Origin of the sequence: Leptospira biflexa serovar Patoc strain 'Patoc 1 (Paris)', assembly GCF_000017685.1 — a bacterium.
GTDB classification, from domain to species: domain Bacteria; phylum Spirochaetota; class Leptospiria; order Leptospirales; family Leptospiraceae; genus Leptospira_A; species Leptospira_A biflexa.
Genome location: NC_010602.1, coordinates 1,899,513 through 1,911,933, shown reverse-complemented (window position 1 = coordinate 1,911,933; position 12,421 = coordinate 1,899,513). Strand labels below are relative to the sequence as shown.

The 12,421-nt window shown below is 37.0% G+C and carries 8 protein-coding genes; 7 read left to right on the top strand and 1 reads right to left on the bottom strand.

Features of this window, described 5'->3' with window-relative positions; genetic code table 11:
• Positions 1–35: 35 nt before the first annotated feature.
• The 5 genes from hisD to LEPBI_RS09000 all read left to right on the top strand — a co-directional run bounded on the left by hisD (position 36) and on the right by LEPBI_RS09000 (position 7,232).
• A complete protein-coding gene (gene hisD / locus LEPBI_RS09020) occupies positions 36–1,328 on the top strand; it encodes a histidinol dehydrogenase (protein WP_012388809.1) in 1,293 nt (430 codons plus the stop codon).
• Complete coding sequence (gene panC / locus LEPBI_RS09015) at positions 1,325–2,176, top strand: pantoate--beta-alanine ligase (protein ID WP_012388808.1); 852 nt, start codon at positions 1,325–1,327, stop codon at positions 2,174–2,176. The genes hisD and panC overlap by 4 nt, the downstream gene beginning before the upstream one ends.
• A 9-nt stretch (positions 2,177–2,185) precedes the next feature.
• On the top strand, positions 2,186–5,608 hold the full coding sequence (gene mfd, locus LEPBI_RS09010) for a transcription-repair coupling factor (RefSeq protein ID WP_012388807.1): 3,423 nt from the start codon (positions 2,186–2,188) through the stop codon (positions 5,606–5,608).
• Positions 5,609–5,708: 100 nt separating this feature from the next.
• The gene (locus LEPBI_RS09005; protein WP_012388806.1) at positions 5,709–6,386 is read left to right on the top strand and encodes a lipoprotein LipL31; all 678 of its coding nucleotides are present in this window, start codon (positions 5,709–5,711) and stop codon (positions 6,384–6,386) included.
• A 6-nt stretch (positions 6,387–6,392) separates the two neighbouring features.
• The gene (locus LEPBI_RS09000; RefSeq protein WP_012388805.1) at positions 6,393–7,232 is read left to right on the top strand and encodes an undecaprenyl-diphosphate phosphatase; all 840 of its coding nucleotides are present in this window, start codon (positions 6,393–6,395) and stop codon (positions 7,230–7,232) included.
• On the opposite strand, the gene LEPBI_RS08995 is transcribed toward LEPBI_RS09000, so the two are convergent.
• Complete coding sequence (locus LEPBI_RS08995) at positions 7,207–9,735, bottom strand: SpoIIE family protein phosphatase (protein ID WP_012476282.1); 2,529 nt, start codon at positions 9,733–9,735, stop codon at positions 7,207–7,209. The genes LEPBI_RS09000 and LEPBI_RS08995 overlap by 26 nt on opposite strands.
• Before the next feature lie 54 nt (positions 9,736–9,789).
• Between LEPBI_RS08995 and LEPBI_RS08990 the strand changes: the two genes are divergently transcribed.
• The gene (locus tag LEPBI_RS08990) at positions 9,790–10,971 is read left to right on the top strand and encodes a class I SAM-dependent rRNA methyltransferase (RefSeq protein ID WP_012388803.1); all 1,182 of its coding nucleotides are present in this window, start codon (positions 9,790–9,792) and stop codon (positions 10,969–10,971) included.
• A 25-nt stretch (positions 10,972–10,996) separates the two neighbouring features.
• Positions 10,997–12,421 carry an MBOAT family O-acyltransferase gene (locus LEPBI_RS08985; protein WP_012388802.1) on the top strand — a complete coding sequence of 475 codons (1,425 nt, stop codon included), beginning with the start codon at positions 10,997–10,999 and terminating at the stop codon, positions 12,419–12,421.

Genomic DNA, 12,421 nt, shown 5'->3' with positions numbered 1-12,421 from the left:
TTGTTTAGGAAGGCACTTCCTTCCAAGCTGAATTTATGCCAATTCCCATCTTACATTGTGATCGAAATTCCAAAGAATTGTACTCACGGTTTCTTCAGGGAGCAAGGGAAGACTTAACGACGGCAACAGACCGCATTTTACCCATTTTGGAATCAGTTCGCACCCAAGGGGATCAGGCACTTTTTTCCTACACCGAAATGTTTGATGGGATCAAACTTTCACAACTTACCATAGATCCTAAAAAAATTAAAACGAATGTTGACGAGAAAACAAAAGAAGCATTCCTCAGGGCCAAATCCAATATCGAAGCCTTCCACATGGAACAAAAACGAGAGTCTTGGTCCAAGGTCATTGATGGGAATCGATTGGGTGTCAAATACACACCGATTCCTTCCCTGGCAGTATATGCTCCTGGTGGAAAAGCATTGTACCCTTCTAGTGTCCTTATGGGCATCATTCCAGCAAAAATTGCAGGAGTTCCTTCCATACAACTCATCACACCTCCACAAAAAGATGGCATCCCTGAAATTTTGGTATGGTTGGCTCAGATTATGGATATTGATCGGATTGTCACAGTGGGAGGTGCCCAAGGAATCGCCGCTGCTGCTTACGGAACCGAATCGGTACCCAAGTCAGAGTTCATTGTAGGTCCTGGGAATGCGTATGTAGCCGCCGCCAAATCGTATTTAAGTGGGCAAGGTCTGATTGGGATCGAGAGCCCCGCTGGCCCCAGTGAAGTTTGTATCATTGCCGACGAAAATGCTAACCCAAAATGGATCGCCTGTGATATGTTATCCCAAGCGGAGCACGGTGAAGATTCCTCAGCAATCCTTCTTACAACAGATTTAACTCTTGCCAAACGAGTCAGTGAAGAATTAGAAATTGCATTTTCAGAAAGGCCAAAACGATTGCAGATGAAGCAGACTGCAATTTACGAAAACTCAAGTATCCTTGTTTTTCCTACCTTGGATGATTGTATTTGGTTTTCCAATGAACTTGCCCCGGAACACTTAGAAATCCAAACGAAGGACTATGAATCGGTGTTTGCAAAAATCGAACATGCTGGCAGTGTATTCCTCGGTCCTTATTCACCAGTTGCGATGGGAGATTATATCTCAGGAACCAATCATATTTTGCCAACAGCAAGAGGCAGTCGTATTTATTCATCTTTAGGAGTTGATACATTTCTGAAACGTGTCACATTCCAAGAAGTCACAAAAGAATCCCTCGAGAACTTGTATCCATTTGTCAAACTCATGTCTGAATTGGAAGGACTTGACGAAGAACATGGAACTAGTGTGAAAGTCCGAACGAGGCAATTCCAATGATCGTTGTATCAGAGATTGCAGATCTAAAAACGATCATTTCCGAATGGAAACAAAATCAGGAAACCATTGGGTTTTGTCCGACAATGGGTACCCTTCATGACGGGCATATGGATTTGGTTAAAACTTCGAAAGGACAATGTACTAAAACAATTGTCTCCATCTTTATCAATCCAACACAATTCAATGATCCAAAAGACTTTGATGCGTATCCCAAAAATACAGAATCGGATTTAAAGTTATGCGAAGAACATGGAGTGGATTTGGTTTTTTTACCAAGTGTGGAAGTGATCTATCCAAAATCACAAACTCCCATCCAAATGAGTATTCCCAGCTTACAGACAACTCTCTGTGGACGAACAAGGCCAGGTCACTTTGAAGGTGTATTACAAATTGTTTCAAAACTTTTCCATCTAACAGAACCTAATTATGGATTTTTTGGACTCAAAGACTACCAACAGTATCGAATCATTTCCGCCATGGTAGAAGAACTGAATTTTCCTATCAAAATTCTCGGAGTTCCCACAAAAAGGGAATCGGATGGACTGGCGATGAGTTCGAGAAATCTTAGGCTTTCACCAAAAGATAGAGAAACGGCATCTCTTATTCCAAGAATGTTCCAACTTGCCAAAAAAACATTATTAGGTGGGGAAAAGAACCTGATTGTTTGGAAAGAAATTCTAACTGACTTCCTTTTGACTGGATCCAATGTGAAAATTGATTATTTAGAAATTGTCGATCCTATCACTTTACAACCTCTCTCAAATTTAAATGGAGAACTTTTACTGGCTACTGCCGTATTTGTTGGTGAGGTTCGTCTCATTGACAATGAAGTTTTAGTCTCTCCCTAATTCCATCCAATGACAAAAGACATTCAAATTAGACCCTTCCAAGCAAAAGACGTTTTTAAAGAAGCTAAAGAAACACTCGTAAACCTTAGTGGGATTCCAGAGTCAGCACATTCTTTTGTGACAAGTACTTTATACGGAAACAAACTCACAAAAAAAACATTTGTTGTCGTACTCCCAACGAACCAAGAAGCAGAAAGTTTTTGTCGTGAACTTCTTAGTTTTTTAAACAAGGAAGAAATTTATTTTTTTCCAGGCCCAGAAAATATTCCTTATGAATATACAAAATGGCAGGTAGAGTGGAAACGAGATCGAATCCTAACAATCAATCAAATCCTTGCTGGGAATCGTAGTTTAGTTGTGACTTCTGTCGCTGCTTTTTTAAGGAAGTTGCCAGAGAAGGAAAGTTTAAAAGGAAAATCCATTACACTAAAGTTAGGTGTTGATTTTCCTTTAGAAGCTTTATTGGTTGAACTCATTCAACTTGGCTACCACCGAGAAGAAGTTTGCGAACAATTTGGTCATTTTAGTTTAAAAGGTGGTATTTTAGATATTTATACTCCTTATCTTACAAACCCTGTTCGTATTGATTTTTTTGGAGATACCGTTGATGAAATTAGAACCTTTGATCCCAACACTCAAAAATCAATTCAAAAAATAGATGAAGTCCTCATCACCGCTGCAAACGAAACCATCGTCACAAAATCAGAATTAGAACATTACCATAATCTCCTCAATGAATATTCGGAGAAACGTCTTCCAATTGATTCTGAAATCGAAATCATCGAAGAACACCTTCCGCTCGTTCGTAAACAAGAAGGTTTTTTGGATTTTTTTCCCGAACCTCCAGTTCTTATTTTTCCCAAATTCCAAGAAACTAAAGAACGCTCCTTTGGAATGGAAAGGGAATACAATACTCTTTTTGAAAAGAAAAAAGAAGAGTCACTTTGTTTACCACCAACTGAATTGTTATCGTTCGGAATGGAATGGAAGTCTTTGACATCGGAGGAGACACCTGGCATTCAGTTTTCCCTCCTGCCAAGTCTCCTAAATAATTTTTCCTTTGATCCCATCACGGAGGTGAAAGGATTTCGCGGGAAAATCCGAGAAGCAAAGGAATACTTTCTTGAGTTACTAGCCTTAAATCCCGGTCACTCCATCTTCATCACTTCATCGTTTTCGGCTCAGATGATGCGACTCAAAGGATTGTTTTCTGAAACCGAAGTGAATACAATCGGTGAAAACTCAGAAGATCCAATCCGCTTTCCATTTGAATCCATTCAACCAGGCATCCATTTGATTCTTTCTGATTTGAAACGTGGGTTCCATTTAGTAAATGAAGGGATTTTTGTATTCACGGATAATGATTTATTTGGACGTCAATACAAACGGAAAACTCGTTATAAAAAACAATCCTCTCAGATGATCGAATCCTTCATCGATCTAAAAGAAGGAGATTATGTTGTACATGTCAATCATGGTGTGGGTCGTTTTGTCAAAATTGAACGAACCAAAGCTGATGGAAAAGAAAGGGATTTTCTTAAATTAGAATATGCAGGGGGAGATAGTTTATTTGTTCCCTTAGACCAAATTTCACTTGTTCAAAAATACATCGGCGGAACTGATTCACCGAAATTAGACACACTCGGTAAAAATTCCTGGAAAAAGGCAAAAGAACGTGTCCAAGAATCAGTTGATAAACTTGCCGAAGAACTTGTGTTACTCTATTCGAATCGTTTGAAGTTAAATGGTTTTGCTTTTCCTCCAGATACGATTTGGCAAGAAGAATTTGAAGCAGCATTTGAATTTGAAGAAACTCCCGATCAAATCTCTGCCATTGAAGCAGTCAAACTAGACTTAGAATCTTCCAGACCAATGGATCGTCTTGTTTGTGGGGATGTGGGATACGGAAAAACAGAAGTTGCCATCAGAGCAGCATTTAAGGTAATCATGGCGGGTAAACAAGTGATGTTACTCACACCAACTACCATCCTATCGCTCCAACATTTTAATACATTCAAACAGAGATATGAAAATTATCCGATCAAAATTGCCTTTGTATCTCGATTTCGATCACCTGCAGAAATTCGCGAAGATTTAAAAAATTTTACAGAAGGTAAAATTGACATGCTCATTGGTACGCATGCGATTTTGTCTTCCAAAGTAAAACCAAAAAATTTAGGCCTCCTTATCATAGACGAAGAACAAAAGTTTGGTGTTACACATAAAGAATCTATCAAAAAATTCAAAAATCTTGTGGATGTTTTAACTCTTACTGCAACGCCCATCCCAAGAACTTTACACATGGCACTTACAGGGATCCGTGAGTTATCAATTATTTCTACTGCACCTAAAAATAGACAAAGTGTTGAAACGTATGTTTTAGAAGAGGATGATACACTCATCCAAGAAGCAATCCGTAAAGAAATAGAACGTGGTGGCCAAGTGTTTTATCTTTACAACCGTGTAGAGTCGATTGAAGAGGAGGCATCCTATGTCCGATCTCTTGTTCCGGAAGTTTCTGTTGGAATCCTCCACGGGCAATTGACAGAAGATGAAATTGAAGAAACGTTAGTTGAATTTTATGAACGTAAATACGATATCCTTGTGACTACGACCATCATTGAGTCGGGGATTGATATGCCAAATGTGAATACCCTCATTGTCAAAAAAGCAGATATGTTTGGTTTGTCTCAATTGTACCAAATTCGGGGCCGTGTGGGAAGGTCTGATCGAAAAGCATATGCTTATATGTTTTACCCATCTAAGAAGCTGATGACCGAACTTGCCGAAAAACGTTTGAATACCATCTTCGAATATCAGGAATTAGGTTCTGGATTTAAAGTGGCGATGCGTGACTTGGAAATTCGGGGTGCAGGAAATCTTCTGGGTAAAGAGCAGTCAGGAGACATCATGGAAGTGGGGTTTGATCTTTATGTTAAAATGTTAGAAGAATCCATTTCTCGAATCAAAGGGGAGGAGGTTCGAGTCGAGGTTCGAACTGCCGTGAATTTAAAAACCAATTTTTATCTTCCTGATGACTACATCCCAGATACCAAACAAAAAATTGAATTTTACAAACGTTTTGAAGGTTCCGCTAATTTGGACGAAATCGAAGAACTGGCTCTTGAGATGGAAGATCGGTTTGGTGAACTGCCACAGATAGCCAATACCTTTGTAGAATTGGAAAAAATCCGGACTCTTGCATCCAATTTAGGTTTTGAATTTGTGACTGAAAAACCAGAGGAAATTTTGTTTAAGTGTGGTACATACTTCCGAGGAAATCCGGACCGTGTGATCCAGGCGATGGCTCAATTCAAAGGCCTATTGATATCTCCTTCAGAACCATCTGTCCTTCGTTATACGAACCTAGAAAAAGATGATCTTAAAAAAATAAAAAAACTGCTAGCGATTTTGGAGTTTTTGGCCGCTTAAAATTTAAGCAAAGGAATCAAGTCCTGGTTGGCAAAAAAAGATAGACATTGAGGGAATTGGAGAAACCATCATCTCAAATCTATTTTGGCACTAAAATAATATGAAAAAAATCCTTCCTTTGTTTGTGTTTTTGGCTTCTTTTGCCCTAGTACAGTGTTCTGACTCTTCACCGGTCATCGAAACCTTAGACAACCATAAAATTACTGTAAAAGATTTCGAAGCTGCTTATGATACAGCCCTAGATTCCATCAGTCGTTTACAAAATATCGAGAAAAAAACTCTTCTTGAATTCATTGAAAAAGACATCAACGAAGTTCCACCAAATTTCCAAGATCTCAATTACCAACTTCAAAAGAAAAATTTCTACCAAACATATCGCCAGATGATCATGACTCGCCTTGTTGCGGAGAAAAATGGATACATTTCAAGACCAGATGTAGCCGAAGTGATCAAACAAGTGGAAATGCAAACCATTGCGCAAATGTATGTTTCGGAACAAGTGGAGAAAAAGATTCAAATTACGGAAGAACAAGCATTGGCTGAATGTGAGAGAATGAGGAAGTTAGATCGTAATTTTAACTTAACAATTGACAAATGCAAAACGTTTGCAAAAGCACAATTAAAACAAATGCAAACGAGAGAATACCTTCCTTTGGTAGTGGAAAGAATCAAAGAGGAAGTTAGCATCAAAAGGAATGAAAAATTTGATTTAGATGCATACCTTGCACCAAAGAAAAAAGTAGAAGAACCAGCACCCGCACTTACTCCAAATAACTAAGTTTAGATGGATAATACTTTAAACGCTTTTTTACGTGGCATCATCGAAGCTGCCACGGAATTTTTGCCAGTTTCATCCACTGGCCATCTGTTTTTATTCAGTTACTTTTTCCCTTTTCAAAATCTATCTGTCCCTCATGAGGCTTTTGAGGACCTATTTGATATTTTCATTCAAACAGGCGCGATCCTTTCTGTCGTTGTACTCTATTACAAAACTCTTTGGAGTCATTTGGTCGAAGCAGTTCGTTTTGGATTGGGGAAGTCAACAGATCGCAGTGGGTTTCAATTTTATCTCAATTTAATTGTTGGCATTTTACCAATACTGATTCTTGGTTTTTTACTGAAGTCTCAATTAGACCAAATCAAGATGCGATCCGATCTACTTTTGATTTTAGGTATGTCTTGGTTTGTCGGTGGTATTATCATGGTCTTTGTTGAAAAAAGACATTTGGATGAGAGTAGTGGAAAAACAATCGGTTTTAAGGAATCTATCATCGTTGGTTTTTTACAATGTTTTGCTCTGATCCCCGGTGTCTCAAGATCTGCGGCAACCATCATTTCAGCAAGAACTATGGGAGTTTCGAAAAAAGATAGTGCAGAGTTCTCTTTTTTTCTTGCCATTCCAGTGTTAACTCTCGCAGGCATTTATAAATTATACAAACATAGACAAATTTTAAATTCAGAAACAATTGGTTTATTACTTTTCGGTAGTATCATTTCATTTATCATCTGTTATTTTATCATACGACTATTTATGGCGTTTATTCGAAGGAGAAGTTTTATTTCCTTTGGAGTTTATCGAATCCTTTTAGGTCTCCTTGTTATACTTTATTTTGTTCGTTACTGAGAAATTCTAAATAAAAACTCTTTTTATCAAAGTTTTCTAATCGATTCAATATGTTAAAAAAGAGTTTTTTGTTTTGTTTATGGGATTTATTTCTAAGAAACAATCGTTCACTCCAAATCACCGCTTCACCTAACTTGTTTATTTCATACTCAGCTTTTGCTACCAAATAGAGTAAATTTTCCTTCGAAGGATTTGCGGTAAATGCCAATTTTAAATGAAAGATAGCATCCTCCCAACGTTTTTGGTGAAATAGGATTTTACCTGCCAATGAATGGAAACTTGGATGTGATGTCTTCTTGATTAAGGACAAAAGATCCCTAAGAGCAGCCTCGTGGTTCCCTTTTTTCACTTCGGTTTGGATATTGGTAAATTGGGAACGGATCTCTTCGGGCAACGTATATTTAAGTTTGTCAGACTGGTATTGGATTCTGAGAAAAGAAATATCATCAGTGACTTCCCCATTTTGTTCAATTTCCTTGACTAGTGGAAATAAACTTCCATCTGTTCTTTCGACAAAACGTATAATCAATGTTTCGTCTTCATTGATGTAACGATCTCCGGATTCGTTCGTCAGACTCAAATCATCTCGTCCATCAGATCCTATTAATAAAACATCTCCATCAAGAAGTGCAAAGGTTTTGATTTGAAAATGAGTATTATTTTTAGGGAATCCAAGTTTCCGCATGGAAAGTTCTGTTTCCAAAAAGGATGCCACTCCATCTCGATAAAGAATGTTCCAAGGGTGTTCCGCATTGATATAATATACGTATCCATTTTCTGCAACCATTCCGAGTACCACACTTGACAACATAGAACCATCAAAACTCGCAAATACAGATTGCAGTTCGACGTATAAATCTTTGAGCCAGATTTCCGGAGGTTTCTTCTTTGTATCACTTGTTTTTGCCCGTGATAAAACTGCTTGGAAGACAACACCGAGTACAAGTGCCCCTCCCGCGCCTTGGATGGATTTTCCCATGGCATCTGCATTGGCAAATACTGTGTATTCTTTAGATTCTAGTTCGATCGAACCTACGATACAAATATCCCCACCGATTTCTCCATCTTTCCCTCGAAATTGGAATTTTTTCTTTTGGTTCACATAGGTTTCAATTTTGATCTCTGGGATTCGATTTTCAATCCTTGCCAAAGGTTGGATGAGTAGGGAGGTTAAAAAATAATCTCCATCTTGTTTTTCTTTTAAGATTTGTAGCTGATTTAAAGATTCATTTAGAGCAACGGTTCGTTCTTCAACTTTATGTTCTAAGTTTTTGTTTAAGTCTTCTACTTGTTCATTTAATTTGACAAATGAATTTGCAAGTATGATGGCAAGGGAGATATTAAAAAATAAAAATGCATATCCCATGATACGAGGGAATACCCAATAGTTTCGATTGGTAGCCGTATCAATGATCGCCGCGATTAATACGATAGTAATTCCCACGGTGATATAAATGGCTCGTTTTTCTTTTTTCTTCAAATTTTGGATCAAAATGACAAAAATTAATACAACGTAAACGAGCCATGTTGGTTGTACAATATTACTCAATACAAAATTCATGTGTTCGATATTTGGAGAAAAAACAAAAAAACAAAAAATACATGTTTGGATGAGATCCAACATTTTGCCTATAATCACATATCGTTCTTTGAACAAAGTCCGAAGAAAATGATACATAAAAGGTATAAGCGTTAATATAATCAAATATTCCATTCTTTTCATCTCTAAAAATGGAAGTCCTAATTCATATTTTAATTGGTTTCTTAAAAAATTGTAGAGTACGAAAGAATAAGAAAATAAGGAAAAAAACAGATTCTCTCGATCTTTACGCCTTCTAATGAATAAAAAAAGGAAATAGCCACCAACGGTTGCATAAACAGTTAAAAAGATCAATTTGATAAACTCATCCTTCAAAAAAGAGGATTGAATTTGTTTTGTTGGTCCAAGTAGGGTTTGGTCTTGCTCAATCCCACCTGAGTTTTTGAAATACATTTGAATTTTAATCAGGAGAAGATTTTTGCCGCTTTTACGTATGAGTAAACTTGGGATTTGATAAATACGCACCTTATCATAGTTTTGTGGCAATTGGGAATCCCATTCACCTGTATTCCCGATGAGTTGGCCATTCAGATATGTTCTATCCCGATCATTGATGATCCCCAATCGAAAGCTGTATTGAAGATTTGGATCTTCGTTGAATTCAATCCATTTCGCAAGGATAACGGTCCGAGTTTTGGGATCATTGTCTTTAGATGGAAATAAATTCCCTGGGATTTTGATTCGTCTCCAATCCAATGTATGGAAATTCTCCTCATTGAGAGTTTGAATCTGAACTTCCGATAAATCTTTATTTAAAAGATACCAATATGTTTTTGGATCCGAGGTACTAGAATCAAGAGTCAGGATGGAACTGGGTTCTATTTGTGTGGCAAAATCAAGCGTAGGACTGGATTCAAGTTGGGAAAAAGAAAAGACAAGAAAAATCAGTAAGTTTTTAATCATATTTCAGTGGGTTATGTTTGCCCAAAACAATTCGTAAGTGCAATTGGATGAAGAATGGTCATTCGTTTAAAGAAGAATAAAGAAAAAGCAGTATTAAATTTTCATCCTTGGATCTTTTCCGGTGCCATAGAATCCGTCGACAATGGAATCAAATCTGGTGATACCGTTGCCGTGCACAGTCATGACGGTACATTTTTGGCTTGGGGTCATTATGATTCCGGAAGCCAAATTCGAATCAGATTGTTCTCTTTTGATCCAAAACAAGATGGAATCAATCGCGATTTCTGGTTCTCGAAATGGGAAAAGATTCTATATACCAAAAGGTCACTATTACCGAACGATACCAATGGATTCCGTTTGTTTCATTCGGAAGGGGATGGAGTTCCAGGCATTGTAGTGGATGTTTACGATGATACTGCCGTTCTACAATTAAAAACACCTGGCGCCATTCGCTTAAAAGAAAATTTAGTTACGTTCTTGGAAAAATTTGGTTTTGTTACCATTTTAGAAAAAAGAGAAAAAACTGATTCGAAACATGGAGATGAAATCAGCTTTTATAAAGGAGATAAAGCAGAGACCGTTTTTAAAGAAAATGGAATTCAATTTATATCTGATACTACGAAAGGACAAAAAACTGGATTTTTTTTGGACCAAAGGGAAAATCGATCGCTCTTAGGTAGATACGCAAAAAACAAAATCATTTTAAATACATTTGCCTACTCAGGTGCATTTTCAGTGTATGCATTGTTAAATGGCGCAAAGATGGTTCATAGCTTAGATATTTCCAAACAAGCATTGGAATTATGTGAAAAAAATTTAGAACTTAATGGTTTCTCACAGGAACTTTTGGCGGTAAAACATAAATCTCTCGTGATGGATTGTTTTGATTATTTAAAAAAAATGGATTCTGGAATTTATGACTGCATCATTCTTGATCCACCTGCCTTTACAAAAAATATTGCTACGGTCATACAAGCAAGTAGGGGGTATAAAGACATTAATATGAGAGCCATTTCCAAAATACAAGATGGTGGACTTATCTTTACCTTCTCCTGTTCCCAACATATTTCCTTTGATTTATTCAAAAAAATCGTTTTTGGTGCGGCAAAAGATGCGAAAAAAAAAGTTCGAATTCTGCACCATTTAACACAAAGTCCTGACCATAGTTATTCTGTTTTCCATCCGGAAGGAGAATACTTAAAAGGACTTGTGATTCAGGTTGATGGACAAATATAAATGAAAATACTGGTGAAATCTTAGAATGAAATTTACATCGCTCAGTTTCCTTTTGTTCTTTCTCGTCGTGTATGGATTGCATTGGATGATCCGTGGCAAATACCGCTTGGTATTTTTATTTTTAGCATCTTTTGTTTTTTATGCCGCTTGGTCAGTTCCCTTTGCATTTCATTTTTTGGCTTTAGTGTTGCTCAACCATTTGATGAATCGGCAGATTCTCAAAAACAAATCCAGTTATTGGTATCCTGTTTCCTTATGCATCAATTTTGGAAATTTATTTCTTTTTAAATATTTTTACTTTTTATGGTCCATCCTCTTTCAATTCACAGGAAGTGTCTGGTTTTCGAATGAATCCATCCAAAGTTTTTTAAATTCTCAATTCGGATTTGATTCTATAACCTTACCTCTTGCAATTAGTTTTTATACATTCCAAATGGTGGCCTATACAATTGATGTCAAACGTGGGAATGCAAATGAAAATCCAAACTTTTTACAATTTGGACTTTTTATCTTTTTCTTTCCTCAACTAGTGGCAGGACCCATAGTTCGACATGGTGAATTTTTTTACCAACTGGAAGTATGGAATGCAAAAAAGGAACAACTGTTTGAAGGTTATTATTTAGTATTCCTTGGTTTATTTAAAAAAGTTGTTATTGCTGATAATTTATCCTCTGTCATCGAACCTGTGTTTCAAAATCCAGATGGATATGATGGGCTCACAAATGGAATGGCCATGTTTGGATATGCTGCTCGTGTTTTTTGTGATTTTAGTGGTTATACTGATCTTGCCAGAGGTCTTGGTAAATTACTCGGTATCAATTTACCAGAAAACTTCCATGCGCCGTATTTATCGGCTTCTGTTCGGGAGTTGTGGACTCGGTGGCATATGACTCTAGCCACATGGATCAAAGATTACATATACTTTCCGTTAGGTGGATCAAGAGTTTCGGAATGGAGAGGTTATCTTAATTTAGTGGTAACGTTTACCCTTGCAGGTTTTTGGCATGGGGCAAACTTTACTTTTATCATTTGGGGTTTTTTACATGGATTCGTTTTGAGTTTAGAGCGAAAAATCGAAATTGTAATGAATCAACCCAAAGAGCGAAAAGTTTTACTTTGGAAAAAAATGGCAGGAATTATATATACTTTTATGTTTTTTGTCATCACGATTCCATTTTTTAATGCACCGAGTGTCAAAAATGCAGTTTCAATGTTATACCGAGTTTTCACCAATGCGACTGGTGAAAGGACAAATCAAATTGAAAAAATTGTATATTCACTATTACTCACATTTGTTTTAAATTATCTACAAACAAAACCAAGTTTCCCAAGAGAATCATGGTCAACCAAGTTTAGTTTGGTTTTTTTGTTTTTATTCTCATTTGTCATTACGGTTCTGTTAGGTTATTTGGCGCCAGGAGGAACGGAGTTTATTTACTTCCAATTTTAA